General features: G+C 68.0%; 16 protein-coding genes. 10 read left to right on the forward strand and 6 right to left on the reverse strand.

Annotated features, from left to right (window positions below; genetic code table 11):
- Nucleotides 1-34 precede the first annotated feature (34 nt).
- Both ACT54L_RS03935 and ACT54L_RS03940 read right to left on the reverse strand, forming a co-directional pair.
- Complete coding sequence (locus ACT54L_RS03935; RefSeq protein WP_476084224.1) at nucleotides 35-703, reverse strand: alpha/beta hydrolase; 669 nt, start codon at nucleotides 701-703, stop codon at nucleotides 35-37.
- 9 nt (nucleotides 704-712) lie between these two features.
- Nucleotides 713-1,375 carry a DNA-3-methyladenine glycosylase family protein gene (locus ACT54L_RS03940; protein WP_476084225.1) on the reverse strand — a complete coding sequence of 221 codons (663 nt, stop codon included), beginning with the start codon at nucleotides 1,373-1,375 and terminating at the stop codon, nucleotides 713-715.
- Between the two features lie 94 nt (nucleotides 1,376-1,469).
- Here ACT54L_RS03940 and gluQRS point away from each other — a divergent pair, with 94 nt between their 5' ends.
- On the forward strand, nucleotides 1,470-2,342 hold the full coding sequence (gluQRS, locus tag ACT54L_RS03945; RefSeq protein ID WP_476084226.1) for a tRNA glutamyl-Q(34) synthetase GluQRS: 873 nt from the start codon (nucleotides 1,470-1,472) through the stop codon (nucleotides 2,340-2,342).
- 6 nt (nucleotides 2,343-2,348) lie between these two features.
- On the opposite strand, the gene ACT54L_RS03950 is transcribed toward gluQRS, so the two are convergent.
- Together ACT54L_RS03950 and ACT54L_RS03955 are read right to left on the reverse strand one after the other, a co-directional pair.
- Nucleotides 2,349-3,287, reverse strand: a complete 939-nt coding sequence (locus ACT54L_RS03950; protein WP_476084227.1) for an AEC family transporter — start codon at nucleotides 3,285-3,287, stop codon at nucleotides 2,349-2,351.
- Between the two features lie 9 nt (nucleotides 3,288-3,296).
- Nucleotides 3,297-3,587: a hypothetical protein gene (locus ACT54L_RS03955; protein WP_476084228.1), complete on the reverse strand. Its 291-nt coding sequence runs from the start codon at nucleotides 3,585-3,587 to the stop codon at nucleotides 3,297-3,299.
- Between the two features lie 267 nt (nucleotides 3,588-3,854).
- On the opposite strand from ACT54L_RS03955, the gene ACT54L_RS03960 reads away from it, so the two are divergent.
- Complete coding sequence (locus ACT54L_RS03960; RefSeq protein ID WP_476084229.1) at nucleotides 3,855-4,103, forward strand: GlsB/YeaQ/YmgE family stress response membrane protein; 249 nt, start codon at nucleotides 3,855-3,857, stop codon at nucleotides 4,101-4,103.
- Nucleotides 4,104-4,573: 470 nt separating this feature from the next.
- Nucleotides 4,574-5,170, forward strand: coding sequence for an SCO family protein (locus ACT54L_RS03965; RefSeq protein ID WP_476084230.1), 597 nt, complete (start codon nucleotides 4,574-4,576; stop codon nucleotides 5,168-5,170).
- Here ACT54L_RS03965 and ACT54L_RS03970 read toward each other — a convergent pair.
- Nucleotides 5,153-7,099, reverse strand: coding sequence for a glycosyltransferase family 2 protein (locus ACT54L_RS03970; protein WP_476084231.1), 1,947 nt, complete (start codon nucleotides 7,097-7,099; stop codon nucleotides 5,153-5,155). The two genes, ACT54L_RS03965 and ACT54L_RS03970, sit on opposite strands and share 18 nt — an antisense overlap.
- 135 nt (nucleotides 7,100-7,234) lie before the next feature.
- On the opposite strand from ACT54L_RS03970, the gene ACT54L_RS03975 reads away from it, so the two are divergent.
- Nucleotides 7,235-8,026, forward strand: coding sequence for a transporter substrate-binding domain-containing protein (locus ACT54L_RS03975; protein WP_476084232.1), 792 nt, complete (start codon nucleotides 7,235-7,237; stop codon nucleotides 8,024-8,026).
- A 120-nt stretch (nucleotides 8,027-8,146) separates the two neighbouring features.
- Entirely contained in the window at nucleotides 8,147-9,028 is an 882-nt protein-coding gene (locus ACT54L_RS03980; protein ID WP_476084233.1) for a bestrophin-like domain, read from the forward strand.
- An 11-nt stretch (nucleotides 9,029-9,039) separates the two neighbouring features.
- On the opposite strand, the gene ACT54L_RS03985 is transcribed toward ACT54L_RS03980, so the two are convergent.
- Nucleotides 9,040-9,654, reverse strand: coding sequence for a TetR/AcrR family transcriptional regulator (locus ACT54L_RS03985; protein WP_476084234.1), 615 nt, complete (start codon nucleotides 9,652-9,654; stop codon nucleotides 9,040-9,042).
- A 108-nt stretch (nucleotides 9,655-9,762) separates the two neighbouring features.
- Here ACT54L_RS03985 and ACT54L_RS03990 point away from each other — a divergent pair, with 108 nt between their 5' ends.
- The 5 genes from ACT54L_RS03990 to ACT54L_RS04010 all read left to right on the forward strand — a co-directional run bounded on the left by ACT54L_RS03990 (nucleotide 9,763) and on the right by ACT54L_RS04010 (nucleotide 14,375).
- Nucleotides 9,763-9,969 (forward strand): hypothetical protein, encoded by a 207-nt coding sequence (locus ACT54L_RS03990; RefSeq protein ID WP_476084235.1) that lies wholly within the window; start codon nucleotides 9,763-9,765, stop codon nucleotides 9,967-9,969.
- Between the two features lie 219 nt (nucleotides 9,970-10,188).
- Nucleotides 10,189-11,853 (forward strand): lysine--tRNA ligase, encoded by a 1,665-nt coding sequence (locus tag ACT54L_RS03995; RefSeq protein ID WP_476084236.1) that lies wholly within the window; start codon nucleotides 10,189-10,191, stop codon nucleotides 11,851-11,853.
- 140 nt (nucleotides 11,854-11,993) lie between these two features.
- Nucleotides 11,994-12,629 carry a peroxiredoxin gene (locus ACT54L_RS04000; RefSeq protein ID WP_476084237.1) on the forward strand — a complete coding sequence of 212 codons (636 nt, stop codon included), beginning with the start codon at nucleotides 11,994-11,996 and terminating at the stop codon, nucleotides 12,627-12,629.
- A 132-nt stretch (nucleotides 12,630-12,761) separates the two neighbouring features.
- Entirely contained in the window at nucleotides 12,762-13,037 is a 276-nt protein-coding gene (locus ACT54L_RS04005; protein WP_476084238.1) for a DUF6460 domain-containing protein, read from the forward strand.
- Nucleotides 13,038-13,040: 3 nt separating this feature from the next.
- Entirely contained in the window at nucleotides 13,041-14,375 is a 1,335-nt protein-coding gene (locus tag ACT54L_RS04010) for an MATE family efflux transporter (protein WP_476084239.1), read from the forward strand.
- The last annotated feature ends 42 nt before the right edge of the window (nucleotides 14,376-14,417 follow it).

The following is a 14,417-nucleotide window of genomic DNA, read 5'->3' on the forward strand; positions in this document are numbered from 1 at the left end:
GACCGGCGCGCCGGCATAGTCTACATGGACCGTGTCAGTCTTGTGAAGCGCGGACGGTGCCGGGGAGGTGCGCCGCCAGGAAATCCCCGCCGAGGCTGAGGCTCTCCTCGTCGATGCCGTGCCCGAGCCCCGGGCACAGGTGCCATTGCAGCGGCACGTCGGCGGCGGCAAGGCCATTGGCAGACGCCAGCATCAAGGGCGCGGGCACCACATCGTCGTCGGTGCCATGAATGAGCAGGATGGGCGGGGGATCGGCCCGCAGCGTTTCGCCGCCCCCCACGAAGGCGCCGGAATAGCCGAGCACGGCGGCAAACCGCTCCGGGCCAGTGAGCGCCACTTGAAGCGCCATCATGCAGCCCTGGCTGAAGCCCATCAGGGCGACCCGATCCGCCGGCAACCCCAGGCGCCGGCGCTCGGCACCGATGAAGGCGGCAAGGCCGGGCGCTGCGGCCCGGGCGCCCAGCGCCAGCTCGCGCGGATCAAGGTCGGTCAGGTCGAACCATTGCCGCCCCACGGGCGCCTGCCCGCACGGCTCGGGGGCATGCGGGGCGACGAAGGCGACCCCCGGCAGCAGTTCACCCCAGGCGGCGCCCAGATCGATCAGGTCGCGCCCATCCGCGCCATAGCCATGCAGGAGAACCACCAGGGCATCGGGCGCGCCGCCGGACCGGGGCTGGAGACGGGGACCATCAATGATCGGCATGGGAAACCTTCAGGCGGGAGCGCCCAGACGGGCACGACGGACGCCATAATAGGCCCACAGGAGATGGGCCGCCACGCCCCGGAAGGGTCGCCAATCCTCCGCGATGGCTTGCAGACCCACCGCCGACGCGCGGCCGGGCAGGCCGAGCCCCTCCCCCGCCGCCACCTGCAGCGCCAGATCCCCATGGGGGAAGGCATCGCCGCGCCCCAGGCAGAACAGGAGATAAATGTCCGCCGTCCAGGTGCCGATGCCCGGCAGGCGGGTGAGATACGCCGCTGCCGCATCCGCCTCCATGTGCGCCACCTGAGCGAGATCCACGGCCCCGGACACGAGGGAGGCGGCGATGCCCTTCAGGGTGCGGATCTTGGGCGCGGAGAGGCCAGCCGCCCGCAGGTCCCCGTCCCCCGCCGCCAGCAGCGCCGCCGGCGTCGGCGGACCATCGAAGGCGGCCTCAAGCTTCTTCTGAATGGAACGGGCCGCTGCCACCGACAATTGCTGCGCCACCACCACCGCGGTGAGCCCCTCGAAGCCCGGCGCGCGCCGGCGCAAGGTCGGACGCCCCGTGAGGTCGGCCAGCGGCTGGAGGCGCGGATCGAGCACAAGCAATGCGTCGAATGCCGTGTCGAAGGTGGCCTGATCGTGGAGCTGCGGCTCCGTCAACGCCATGTTCATTGGGGTCCCTCCTGATCGACAGCGGCGCCCTGATCCGGCAAAAGACGTCGGCGAGGCGCCGGCCTCGCGCAAGGGGCGCCTTCCGAGCCACATCATGACCTTCCGCTGCCGGTTCGCTCCCAGTCCCAATGGCCGCCTGCATCTCGGCCATGCCTATTCCGCCCTCGTGAACCACGACGCAGCCCGTCGCGCGGGCGGGTCCGTTCTCTTGCGCATCGAGGATATCGACGCCACCCGATCCCGACCCGATTTCATCGCCGGCATCGTCGAGGACCTCGCATGGCTGGGCATCTTGCCCAAGGATCCGCCGCGCCACCAGAGCACCCATCGGCCCGCCTATGCGGCGGCGCTGGCGCGCCTGGAGCAGGCCGGACTGCTCTATCCCGCCTTCGAGAGCCGGGCGGAGATCGCGCAGGAGGTGAGCCGGCGAGACCGGGCGGCGCCCTGGCCGCGGGATCCCGATGGCGCGCCGCTCTATCCTTTCCGGCGCGACAGCCTGTCGGACGGCGAGCGGGAGCGACGGCGCGCGGACGGAGCGCCCCATGTTCTGCGTCTCCACATGGCCGCGGCGCTGGATCTTGCCGGGACCGGACTGTCCTGGAGGGAGGCGCCGGGCGATGCCCTCGCGCCGCCGGGGACGGTGGCCGCGGACCCGGCCGCCTGGGGCGATGTGATCCTCGCCCGCCGCGACGTGCCGGGCAGCTATCACCTGTGCGTGGTGGTCGATGATGCGGAGCAGGAGATCAGCCACGTCATCCGGGGCGCGGACCTGAGGGCCGCGACCGCGGTGCATCGGCTGTTGCAGAACCTCCTCGGCTTGCCCGCCCCCGTCTATCACCATCACCGGCTGATCCTCGGCGACGATGGCCGCAAGCTGGCCAAGAGCGCCGGCTCCAAGAGCCTGAGCGATCTGCGGCGATCCGGCGTCACCGCGGGGGCAGTGCGCGCCCAGCTTGGCTTTGCGTGAAGGCCCTCAGCCGACGCCGAGGATATAGAGCCAGAAGGCGATGGTGATGAGGCCGAAGGCGGTGGACAGCGACACCGCGCTGGCGCTCGTCTGCACGCCGGCCCCGTACCGCTGCGCCAGCAGATAGGCATTGATGCCGCACGGCATGGCCGCGAACAGCACCGCCACCCCGGCCCAGACCGGCGGCATGGGCAGAAGCAGGGTCAGAAGCAGCACCAGGGCCGGATGAACGATGAGCTTCAGGGCGGAAATGATCGCGGTGGCCTTCAGGTCGCCCGACATGCCGTAGCGATTGAGCGCCAGGCCCAGGGAGATCAGGGCGCAGGGCGAGGCGGAGGCGGCGACAAGATCGAGGATCTGCTTGGGCACCCCTGCCGCCTGGAAGCCGAACAACCGCGCGAGACCACCCGCATAAATGCCGAGCAGGATGGGATTGAGGGCAAGGGTGCGCAGCAGCTTGCGGGCGGTGGCGAGCGACATGCCGGCGCTGCCCTCCACCAGAATGGTGGCGGCCACCAGCATCACGGGCAGATGGATGGCGATGAGCAGGAACAGGGGCACCGCCCCTTCCTCGCCATAGGCCTTCAAGATGAGGGGCACGCCCAGGAAGACCGTATTGGCCTGCCCGGCGGAGAAGCCGTGGACCACCGCCTCCGTGCGGCTGCGGTGAAACACCTTGATGGCCAGCACCATGGCGATGCCGAACACCGCGAAGGCGCCGGTGAAATAGGCGATCCAATAGCCCCAGGGCTGGGCCTCGGGCAGGCGCGACTCGCTCAGCGTCTTGAAAATGAGAATGGGGACGGCGAGGCCGAACACATATTCGGCCAGGCCGTCGGAGGCCTTGTCGGAGATGAGCCGCGTCTTGGCGGAGACGAACCCCATCGCCACCACGCCGAACACCGGAAGCACCACGAGGGCGATGTCTGCGAGGATGGCACCCATGCGGAGATCTCAGGCCGCCGCGCTCAGCGTCGGCTCGCCGGACGCCAGGGCCGCGGCGCGCACCGTCACCATCGCCTCCATGCGGGCGAGGAGACGGGCCGCAAGGTCGGGAGCGGCCACAAAGGCGATCTCGATGTTCAACACCCCATGGGCGTGGTCGGAGCGGACCGAGCCGGGCAGCACATCATGGATCACGAAAGGCTCCAGGAGGCGCAGCAGCGCATTGGAAGACGGATCGGCTTCGACCATGAGACGATAGGAAGGCACAACGCCGGAAGGCGTGCCGGAAGGCAGGGACATGGAAGGACTCGCACTGCAGATGGGAAGAGAAAAAGCGTCAGTTCTCCCGGCCGACCAGGTCGACCGGGCGGAGAATTCGACGCAGCGCCGGAATGGCGATCCGCTTCTCTGCCTGCTTGGTGCACATGGTCGGCAAACTAGGCGCATGCGGGGAAGGCGTCAACCGACGAGGGCGTTGCAGGACGCGGGAAAAGCCCTAGATGAAGCGGGAGGGCGGGAACCCAACTCGGACTTTGCCGTTTGGGTCATGCCATCGCGGAGGGGCACATGGGCGTTTTGTGGACCATCATCATCGGCTTCATCGTGGGCATCATCGCCAAGCTGATCTATTCCGGGCCCAACGAACCGCAGGGTTTCATCCTGACCACGGTCCTGGGCATCGTGGGCGCCATGGTGGCGACCTATCTCGGCCAGGCGGTCGGCTGGTACGAGGCCGGCCAGGGCGCCGGCTTCATCGGTGCCGTGGTGGGTGCCATCATCGTCCTCATCGCCTGGGGCCAGTTGGCCCGACGCTGAGGACAGCTTCTGCCGGCGCGCGCTACAACATTGCGTGACGCGCGGCCGTTCCGAACCGCCGGCCGCTTGGCGCAACCGCGTGGGGCGAGCTAAAAGACCAGATGGCGGCCGCGCACCGGGAGGGGTGGACAGGTCATGTCGTCCGTATCCAGCCATAAGGGGTTCCTGCCAGCCGGCGACGGCGGGCGCGCGCCTCTATGTCCGCGGGCGGACGCGGCCGAGGAAAGAGCGGGGCTGGCCCTTAGCCCACTGCGGATCGGCCTGATGGCGGGTCTCGGCCTTCTTCTGCTTGTCGGCACCGGATGGCTTTGGGCGCGTCACGGGGGCACCGTCTTTTTCGATACGCTCACCGCGGGTCTTGGAACATGCCTGTGATGCGGTAAAGCCGACCCGTTTCCCCTTTCCGCCCGTGCCACCTCTTGTCCGTTCAAGGCCACGGGCCTTGCAAGTGCCCCGCCCGGAGCCTGTTCATGCCCCCCCGTTCCAAGCTTTTCATTCCCCTGGCGGCCTTCGCTGTCGGCGCCTTGCTACTGGTGATCGCGGCGACGGCCCTCATGCCCTCCCGCCAGACGGGCACCGCTGGCGGGACCGCGAGCGTGGGCGGGCCGTTTCGGCTGGTGGACCAGACCGGAAAGCCGGTGACGGAGGCCGATCTCAAGGGCAAGCTGACGCTGATCTTCTTCGGCTTTACCCATTGCCCGGACATCTGCCCGACCTCCCTGTTCGAGATGTCGGAAATCCTCGCCGCGCTCGGGCCGGACGCCCCCAAGGTCCAGGCCCTGTTCGTCACCGTCGACCCGGAACGGGACACGCCGGAGGTGATGAAGGCCTATCTGAGCTCCTTCAATCCCCAAGTCCGTGGCCTCAGCGGCACGCCCGAGCAGATCGACGCCATCAAGCGGGCGTATCGGGTCTATTCCCGGAAGGTCCCGTTGGACGGCGGCGACTACACCATGGACCACACCGCCGTGATCTATCTGATGGACAAGTCCGGCGCGTTCCTCGCCCCGTTCAATGCCAAGCGTGCCCCGGCAGAGGCGGCTGCCGATCTACGTCGATACCTTTGAGGCGCGGCCGGCAGCGTCCGTCCCGCGGCGGGCGCGACGCTTGGCAAGGCCATGCTCGGTCTTGTCCCAATGGTGAGGTGCCGTCAGGAGGCCGTGGACGGCCCGCCAGGTGGCAAGGCTCTGCAACAGCCAGTACAGCGGGATGAGCGGAAGCACCCACAGGTGCCGCACCAGACGCCGGCGCCAGGCCCCCAGAGCGGTGGAGGCCGCCATCACGCCATAGCCCAGCATCAGGTTGGTATAGCACATGGCTGAGGTGACCACCTCCGCCAGTGAGGCCGGCGCGCGCCAGAAGCCGCCGGCGCCCATGTCATAGGCCACCACGGCCAGACAGAGGGGATGCACCAGCACCGCAAGGATCGGAGCGGCCATCACAAGGGCGGCGCCCAGCGTGGTGAGCGGGCCAAGCTCCCGGCACAGGCGAGCCGGAGCGCGGCCGTGGACCATCAAGGTCTGCATCCAGCCCTTCATCCACCGCCCCCTCTGGCGCAGCCAGGCGCCCACAGTGACCGGCGCTTCCTCCAGCGTGGCGGAGGCAATGGTCCGCGTCCGCCACCCCATCCGTGCCAGCCGCAAGCCGAGATCGGCGTCCTCGGTGACGTTGAAGGGATCCCAGCCTCCCACGTCCTCCAGCGCCTCGCGCCGGAAATGGTTGGAGGTGCCGCCCAGCGGCAGGGGCAGGCCGAACACGGCGAGCGCCGGCACCAGCACATCGAACTGCACCGCATATTCAAGCGCGAAGCACCGGCTGATAAAGCTGTCGCCCGCATTGTCGATGGCCAGGCGCGCCTGCACGCAGCCGAGCCGGCGCCCGCCCTTGGCGAAGGCGGCGACTGCCTCGCGCAGTTGCCGGGGATGGGGCACGTCCTCCGCATCGAAGATGGCCACCAGGGCCCCGCGGGCAAAGGGGAGCGCCACATTGAGCGCCTTGGGCTTGGTGCGCGGCCCGATGTCCGGCGCCACCAGCACCTCGAAATGAGGCGGCAAGGGCACGGCGGACAAGGCGCAGCGCAGGTCGAGGTCATCGGGCTCGACCACGATCTTGATGTCGAGCTTCTCCACCGGATAATCCAGTGCCAGCATGGCGTCCCGCAGGCGAGGGAGCACTGCGACTTCCCGATAGAGCGGCAGGATGAGCGTATAGACCGGCAGAAGTCGGTCATCATCGGCCTGCCCGCTCCCGGGCATTTCCACCTCCGCCGGCACAAGGCAGGCGGCCGCCTTCAGGCCGAGCGTGGCGAGGAAAAGGGCAGACAGCAGGCCAGGAAGGACGACGGCTGCCAAGGCGGGCGCGAACAGCGCCAGACCACCGCACAGGAGGGCCAGCGCCAGCAGCCAGCCGGCCAAGACCTGAACCGGCCGCACCGTCTGCGCCGACAAATGAGGGGCCGAATCCCTGAGGGCGAAAGCCGCCCGCGCGCCCAGCCTCTCGCCGCATTCCGCCCGCACCTGGGCGCGAAAGCGTTCCGGCGACACCAGATGCAGCCGCTCCCGCAGATGCGGGTCTTCCCGGACGGCGCGGCGCACCAGCCGCAGGGACCGGCCTCGGGCGCCGAAGAAGATCCGCGGATTGTCCCGCAGGCGCTCCACCAGCGCGAAGTCCATGGCAAGGGCGGCCGACCCCGCCGCCTCCGGCAGCCCGAAGGCGGGGCCGGGCGGGGGAGCAAGATCCAGATACGCCCCTTGCCAGGCGGCGACCGTGTCGGCGTGAACGAGCCCGTGCGCCACCAGCACTTCGTCCGCGCCAACGCCCACCGCCCGGGCGCGATCAACGGCCCAGCGCAAGGTCGGGGCGTCCAGCAGCGGCGCGAGCGCCGCCAGCTCAAGGGGAAGCGCCGGTTCCTGCGCGCCCGCTCCCCCTGCCGAGGAACGTAAAGCCTCATCTCCGCGCGCCAATCGCTTGCGGCGCGCGCCCGGCTCTTCCAACATGCCCCCACACTCCCAGCCCGGGAGACCTGCCTGCCGAAGCGTAAGATGAAACAACCGATCCGAACAGCACCAAGATTGTGCAACCTCATCTCTTGCATTTTGGCGTGCGCGGCGGGCCTTCTGTTTTTGGGCGCGATGGCGGAGGCGGCGCGGGCCCAGGGCGCGGTGGTCCCCAATTTCTGGAACGTGGAGCGGCGCGTGGAGCGGCCCGATGCCACCCGGCTGCCCACCTCCATCCGCTTCCTGACCTCCGACGATTACCCGCCGTTCAATTTCGTCGGGCAGGACGGCGCTCTCTTGGGTTTCAACGTGGATCTGGCGCGGGCCATCTGCGCCGAGCTTTCCCTCACCTGCACCATCCAGGCGGTGTCCTTCGACACGCTGCTGGACGGGCTGGAGCAGAACCGGGGCGATGCGGTAATTGCCGGCCTTGCCTCCACGCCCGCGAGCCGGCAGCGAGCGGATTTCAGTGAGCGCTACCTGGGCACGCCGGCGCGTTTTGTGGCGCGCCGGGCCAATGTGCTCTCCCAGGTCACGCCTGAAGCGGTGGCCGCCAAGCGCGTGGCGGTGGTCCAGGGCACGGCGCACGAGGCCTATTTGCGGGCCTTCTTCAATGAGGCGGCCATCCGTCCCTTTCCCGACGCTGCCGCCGCCCGTGAGGCGGTCAAGGCGGGCGAGGTGGACCTGCTGTTCGGCGATGGCATCGGGCTTTCGCTCTGGCTCAACGGCACCAGTTCGGAAAATTGCTGTGCCTTCGCAGGCGGGCCCTTTACGGAGAGCCGCTATTTCGGCGACGGCCTCGCGGTGGCGGTGAAGCCCGGCAATGACCAGTTGAAGCGGGCCATCGACTATGCCCTTCAGAGGATCTGGGAGAAGGGCGTCTATGCCGACCTCTATCTGCGCTGGTTCCCCATCAGCTTTTACTGACCCCGCTTTAGCCTGACCGCCATCCGCCCCGCGGGGCATGCACGTGGTGGCAAAGGTTGGCGGCAGAGGGCGGAATGGCTACCACTCGGGGCATCGGCCGGAACGCGAATCGAGGGTGCCATGAATGCCTTGACCCTGGCCATCATCGCCTTTGTCGCCATGGCCGCGGCGGCGTGGGGCGGAGCCCTCCTGGCGCGCCGGCTGCCGCCGGAATATCTCAGCGGCGAGTCCATCAAGAGCTTGCGGGCCGCCATGGCGCTGGTCGCCACCATGACCGGCCTGATCCTCGGCCTGATGGTCAATTCGGCTCGGTTTCAATATTCGGACGCCGAGAAAGACGTCCAGATGTACGCGACCACGCTGATGCGCATGGACATCGAGCTGACAAATTTCGGCGGCCCCGCCTGCGCCGTGCGCTCCGATCTCAAGGCCTTCATTGAGCACCTGCTGGCCCAGACCTGGCCCGCACCCGCCCTTGCCGGCACCGCCACCGCCGTGCCGGACCTGGCGCGCAAGCTGGAACGGCTGAATCCGCAAGGACCCGCAGCGGCGGGCGCGGAGGATCGTGCGGACATGCGCCCGGCCTCCGCGGTGCTGCTGGATCTGACGCGCAAGCTGGAGCACCTGCCGCCGGAGAATGACATTCGCCGCACGCTGGTGTCCCTCGGCCACCAATTGCTCGAATATCGCTGGCGCATCAGCGATTTCACCAGCGACAGGGCGCCGACGGCCTTCATCGCGGCCGTGATCTGCTGGCTGGCGCTGATCTATGGGCTGCTGGGCGTGTTCGCGCCCCGCACGCCGCTGGTCCTGTGCGGTTTTCTGGCCGCCATCGCCTGTCTCGCCAGCGCCATTTATCTGGTGCTGGAGATGGATGATCCCTTCTCCGGGCAACTGCGGGTGCCCCGGGCGCCCATCAGCGAGGTGCTGACCTTCATGGCCTCGCAACCCTGCCCGTGGGAAGCCCCTGCCGCCGTCCTCTCCGCTCCGGCCCGCCCCTGAATCTTAAGCCGTCAGGCTGCCCGTAAGGGGGCTCCGCCTCGGGCGAGGAGCTGCGCCATGCGGGCGATGGCGGGGGCATCGTCGTCAATGCGTCCGGTGGTCAGGCGGAACCAGTTGAACCCCACATAAAGCCCGATCAGATCCTCCACGGCATCCGCCTCGATTTCAGCCCGCCCCACAGCCCGCTCGAACATGGCCCGCACGTCCTTGAGCCGCTCGGGGAGAAATTTCTCCCGCAGAAGGATCTGTGCCGCCTCGCCGGCTTGCGCCTCGGCAATGAGCCCCCGGAAGGCGCGGCCCGTGGGCGTGTCGCGCCAGAAGGCCCAGAGCGCCAGCGTGTAGGTGAGCAGATCCCCCGGCAAGGTGCCGGTGTCGGGCGCCGACATACGGGCGGCCTTTTCGGTCGAATAGACCTCCACCAGCATGTCGGCCCGGGTGGGCCACCAGCGATAAAGCGTGGGCTTGCCGGCGCCGGCCCGGCGCGCCACCTCGTCGAAGGAAAAGCCGGCATAGCCCCGCTCCTCCAGCAACTCCCGCGCCGCGGCGATGATGGCCGCCTCGGTGGCGGGATTGCGCCGGGCGCCGATGGACGCCCGGCGTTCGGTCTTGGCCTGAGGGTCCGGCATGTGGGTCTCCCGAGCGCCGCAGCGCACTTTCCTCTTGCATAACGAAACGGATCGTATATATCAAATCTAAATCGAAACGGATCGTTTCGTTTATGCAAGAGACCTCCCATGCCGCTGCTCGCTTTTCTCGGCCACATCCGCTTTCTCGGCATCCTGATGGCGGGGGCCTACACCCTCATCAACCTCCTGCTCGAACTGCTGGCCCCGATCACCGCCGGCTGGACCCACTGGGGCACCACGCTCCTGGCTGTGCCCTTCATGGTGGTGGGGATGGTGCATCTGGTGATCCCGCTCGCCCGCCGCCGCGCGAAGTGAGGCGGGGACCGGCGGCGGCACCTGCCATGCGTTGACGGACCATGCGTTGACGGAGTGCCGAATGGGCGACTAGAGGCTGGGACGGCGGGTCGAATCGTCCCGGCCCGCCCACTGCGCCTCTAAATCGTTGATAGAGAGCTCTTCACCACCTAAATCGAGGCGGGTGCCTCGACTTTAGGATGCAGCCTCTCGTCGCGGCCCGTTTTGGAGCCTTCCGTCATGACCGAACCCTCGTCCGCCCCCGTCGATCCGGCCGATCTTGCCCGCGAGCTGAAGACCGTCGCCGAGACCGCCGCCGCCTGGCCGTTCGAGGAAGCCCGGAAAATCGTCGAGCGGCTGAAGCGCCATCCCAAGGACGAGGTGCTGTTCGAGACCGGCTACGGCCCCTCGGGCCTGCCCCATATCGGCACCTTCGGCGAAGTGGCCCGCACCACCATGGTGCGACACGCCTTCCGCATCCTCACCGAGGACAAGATCCCCACCCGGCTCCTGTGCTTCTCGGACGACATGGATGGCATGCGCAAGATCCCGGAAAACGTGCCGGATCCCGCCGCGCTGAAGCCCTATCTCCAGATGCCGCTCACCCGCGTGCCGAACCCGTTCGGCGGCGGCTATGCCAGCTTCGGCGACCACAACAACGCCATGCTGCGGCGCTTCCTGGACACGTTCGGCTTCGCGTACGAATTCGCCAGCGCTACCGAATATTACGCCTCCGGCAAGCTCGACCCCGTGCTGCTGAAGGCCGCGGAAAAGTACGAAGCCATCATGGAAGTGATGCTGCCCACGTTAGGTGAGGAGCGGCAGGCCACCTATTCGCCCTTCCTGCCCATCTCACCCATTTCGGGCCGGGTGCTCTATGTGCCCTTGAAGGCGGTGGACGCGAAGGCCGGCACCATCACCTTCGACGACGAGGACGGCACCGAAACCACGCTGCCCGTCACCGGCGGCAAGGTGAAGCTGCAGTGGAAGCCGGATTTCGGCGCCCGCTGGGCCGCGCTCGACGTGGATTTCGAGATGTTCGGCAAGGACCATCAGACCAACGCGCCCATCTATGACCGCATCTGCGAGATCATCGGCGGCGTCGCGCCCGAGCATTTCGTGTACGAGCTGTTCCTGGACGAAAAGGGCCAGAAGATCTCCAAGTCGAAGGGCAACGGCCTGACCATTGATGAGTGGCTGACCTATGCGAGCCCGGAGAGCCTGGCGCTCTATATGTTCCAGTCGCCCCGCTCGGCCAAAAAGCTGCATTTCGACGTCATCCCCAAGGCGGTGGACGAATATTTCAACTTCCTGGCCCGCTATCCCACGCAGGACTGGAAGACCCGCCTCGGCAATCCGGTGTGGCATATCCATGCGGGCAACCCGCCGGTGGAAGAGCTGCCCTTGTCGTTCGGGCTGATGCTGAAGCTCGCCTCCGCCTCCAATGCGGAGGAGAAGGGCGTGCTGTGGCGCTTCATCGAACGCTATGCGCCGGGCGTATCGGCGGAAAGCCATCCCACCCTCGACAAACTGGCCGGCTATGCGGTGCGCTATTTCGTCGACCGGGTGAAGCCGCACCGCACCTACCGCTTGCCGGACGAGACCGAGGCCGAGGCACTCAGCGCCCTGGACGCGGCGCTGTCCGTGCTGGACGGGGAGGATCGCGAGGCGATCCAGAATGCGGTGCTGGACGTGGCCCGGGCCATTCCCCGCTACCAGGACCTCAAGAAGAAGGGGCCCAATGGCGGTCCCGGCGTCTCCTTCGCCTGGTTCAGCGCGCTCTATGAGCTGCTGCTGGGCGAGAAGGAAGGGCCGCGCTTCGGCACCTTCGTGGCGGCCTATGGCATCCCGGAGACCCGCGCGCTCATCGCCAAGGCGCTGGCCGGGGAACTGGCGGCCGCCTGACCCTTTGGACGCGCGTCGACACCCGGCGCGCGTCTTCCATGCGGCATTTCACACTTCCCGTCCCCGCACCCTTCCGAACCCGCATCCGCCGTGTTATTAATGAACTAAATCCGTAGAATTTATGTTCATTGGAGACGGTCATGACGCTTCGCCTCGGAGATGTGGTTCCCGATTTCACCGCGCAGACGACCCAGGGGCCTGTCAGCTTCCATGAGTGGCTGGGCGACAGCTGGGGCGTCCTGTTCTCGCACCCCAAGAACTTCACCCCGGTCTGCACCACCGAGCTTGGCCAGGTGGCGCACCTGAAGGGCGAATTCGACAAGCGCGGCGTCAAGGTCATCGGCCTGTCCGTGGACAGCCTCGAAAATCACCCGGCCTGGGTCCAGGACATCGCCGACGCCACTGGCGCGCAGCTGAACTTCCCGCTGATCGCCGATTCCGAGCGCAAGGTCTCCGACCTCTATGACCTGATCCACCCCAATGCCAGCGACACCGCCACCGTGCGTGCCGTCTTCATCATCGGGCCGGACAAGAAGCTGAAGCTCACGCTCACCTATCCGGCGAGCACGGGGCGCAACTTCCAGGAAATCCTGCGGGTCATCGATTCGCTCCAGCTCACCGCCCGCCATTCCGTCGCCACCCCGGTGGACTGGAAGCAGGGCGACGACGTCATCATCGTCCCCTCCGTCTCGGACGAGGCCGCCAAGGCCAAGTTCCCCGAGGGCTGGAAGACGGTGAAGCCCTATCTGCGCGTGGTGGCCCAGCCGGGAAGCTGAGGACCAGCCCTGCACCGCCGTCCGGTCCCGCCGGGCGGCGTCTGCACGGGCCGGCCTCCCTCCTCCCCCGCCGGCGTGCTACATCCGGTCGCGGATGCGCCGCCAGGCGGCGCGTGGCGGGAGTGGTCCCTGATGAACGACGGGCGCAACGACATGACGCGGTTCATCGGCGGCTCGCCGGTGATGGTCCTGGTGCGCCTGGTGCTGCTGTCGGTGGTGGTGGGCGTCATCCTGGCCGCCCTCGGCCTTGATCCGCGCAACATCCTGCGGAGCCTCACCGACTTGATCGACTATATCGGCCGCTTCGGCTTCGATGCGCTGACCCATGTGTGGCGCTATTTTCTGCTGGGCGCGGTGATCGTCTTTCCGCTGTGGCTGATCCTGCGGCTGTTTCGCGGCCTGCGCTGAATCATGTCGACGGCATCGGGCGCCGCGGGCGCCATTGAGGTGAGCCACCGCCGCGTGCTCGCCATTGCGCTGCCCATGACGGTGGCGCACCTGACCACGCCGCTGCTCGGGATCATCGACACCGCCGTGGTGGGGCGCTTGGGCGATGCGGCGCTCATCGGCGGGGTGGCGCTGGGCGCGGTGGTGTTCGACTTCCTGTTCTGGGGCTTCGGCTTCCTGCGCATGGGCACGGTGGGCCTTGCCGCCCAGGCGGTCGGGCGCCGGGACAAGCTGGAAGAGCGGGCGGTGCTCGCCCGTGCGCTGCTGCTGGCCCTTGCCTGTGGCCTGGCCCTCATTCTGTTGCGCCATCCCATCGAAGCCGCGGCGCTTGCCTTGGGCGGCGCCTCCCCCGAGGTGAACAGCGCTGTGGCGACCTATTTCCAGGTGCGCATCTTCGCCGCCCCCTTCAGCCTCGCCAATTATGCCCTGCTCGGCTGGCTCACGGGCCTCGGCCGCACCGGCCACGCTTTGGCGCTCCAGGTGGGCATCAGTCTCATCAACACCGCGCTGACCATCTGGCTGGTGCTGGGCCTTGGCTGGGGCGTCGCGGGATCTGCGGCCGGCACACTGGCGGCCGAGATCGCCGGCGCCCTGGCCGGGCTCGCCCTGTGCGCCCGGCTCCTGGGCTATCGCCTCGCCGTGCCGCGTGCGGTCCTGCTGGACCGGCGGGAGATGGGAGCAACCCTCGCGCTCAACCGCGACATCATGATCCGCACCGCCGCCCTCATGTTCGCCTTCGGCTTCTTCGCCGCTCAAGGCGCGCGATCGGGCGACGTGACGCTGGCGGCCAATGCCCTGCTCAACAATATGGTGCTGCTGGCCGCCTATTTCCTCGACGGCTTCGCGACGGCTGCCGAGCAGATTTGCGGCCAGGCGGTGGGCGCGCGGGACCGGGCCTCCTTCATGAAGGGCATACGCCTTGTGCTGCTGTGGGGCTTTGGCGTCGCCCTCGCCGCCTGCCTTGTCTATCTCGCCGTCGGGCCGCTGGTGATCGACCTCATGACCACCAATGCCGACGTGCGCGCCGCCGCGCGCACCTTCCTCGTTTTCGCGGCCGTCCTGCCGGTGGTGGGCGTCTTCGCTTATGCCTTTGACGGCATCTATATCGGCGCCCTGTGGTCGCGGGACATGCGCAACCTGATGGTGGCCGCGCTTGCGGCCTATCTGCTGGCCTTCTTTGCCTTGTCGGTGCTGGGCAATGCGGGCCTGTGGCTGGCGCTGCTGGTGTTCCTGGCCGCCCGCGGCGGCCTCCAGGCGCTGCGCCTGCCCGCTCTGGTGCGTGGAACATTCTCGCCTTGACCTGCGCGTGCATCCATCGTTCCGTAATGGGCGGTGGGACAA

The sequence above is a fragment of the Aquabacter sp. DMC10 genome, from assembly GCF_056314145.1.

Excerpts from the sequence above, each read along its gene's own strand:
- ACT54L_RS03960 (WP_476084229.1), top strand. The coding sequence starts at position 3,855 with ATGGGCGTTTTGTGGACCATCATCATCGGCTTCATCGTGGGCATCATC.
- ACT54L_RS03980 (WP_476084233.1), top strand. The coding sequence starts at position 8,147 with ATGAATGCCTTGACCCTGGCCATCATCGCCTTTGTCGCCATGGCCGCG.
- ACT54L_RS03940 (WP_476084225.1), bottom strand. The coding sequence starts at position 1,375 with ATGAACATGGCGTTGACGGAGCCGCAGCTCCACGATCAGGCCACCTTC.
- ACT54L_RS03995 (WP_476084236.1), top strand. The coding sequence starts at position 10,189 with ATGACCGAACCCTCGTCCGCCCCCGTCGATCCGGCCGATCTTGCCCGC.
- ACT54L_RS03955 (WP_476084228.1), bottom strand. The coding sequence starts at position 3,587 with ATGTCCCTGCCTTCCGGCACGCCTTCCGGCGTTGTGCCTTCCTATCGT.
- gluQRS (WP_476084226.1), top strand. The coding sequence starts at position 1,470 with ATGACCTTCCGCTGCCGGTTCGCTCCCAGTCCCAATGGCCGCCTGCAT.
- ACT54L_RS03975 (WP_476084232.1), top strand. The coding sequence starts at position 7,235 with ATGGCGGAGGCGGCGCGGGCCCAGGGCGCGGTGGTCCCCAATTTCTGG.
- ACT54L_RS03950 (WP_476084227.1), bottom strand. The coding sequence starts at position 3,287 with ATGGGTGCCATCCTCGCAGACATCGCCCTCGTGGTGCTTCCGGTGTTC.
- ACT54L_RS03985 (WP_476084234.1), bottom strand. The coding sequence starts at position 9,654 with ATGCCGGACCCTCAGGCCAAGACCGAACGCCGGGCGTCCATCGGCGCC.
- ACT54L_RS04000 (WP_476084237.1), top strand. The coding sequence starts at position 11,994 with ATGACGCTTCGCCTCGGAGATGTGGTTCCCGATTTCACCGCGCAGACG.
- ACT54L_RS03990 (WP_476084235.1), top strand. The coding sequence starts at position 9,763 with ATGCCGCTGCTCGCTTTTCTCGGCCACATCCGCTTTCTCGGCATCCTG.
- ACT54L_RS03965 (WP_476084230.1), top strand. The coding sequence starts at position 4,574 with ATGCCCCCCCGTTCCAAGCTTTTCATTCCCCTGGCGGCCTTCGCTGTC.
- ACT54L_RS03970 (WP_476084231.1), bottom strand. The coding sequence starts at position 7,099 with ATGTTGGAAGAGCCGGGCGCGCGCCGCAAGCGATTGGCGCGCGGAGAT.
- ACT54L_RS04005 (WP_476084238.1), top strand. The coding sequence starts at position 12,762 with ATGAACGACGGGCGCAACGACATGACGCGGTTCATCGGCGGCTCGCCG.
- ACT54L_RS04010 (WP_476084239.1), top strand. The coding sequence starts at position 13,041 with ATGTCGACGGCATCGGGCGCCGCGGGCGCCATTGAGGTGAGCCACCGC.
- ACT54L_RS03935 (WP_476084224.1), bottom strand. The coding sequence starts at position 703 with ATGCCGATCATTGATGGTCCCCGTCTCCAGCCCCGGTCCGGCGGCGCG.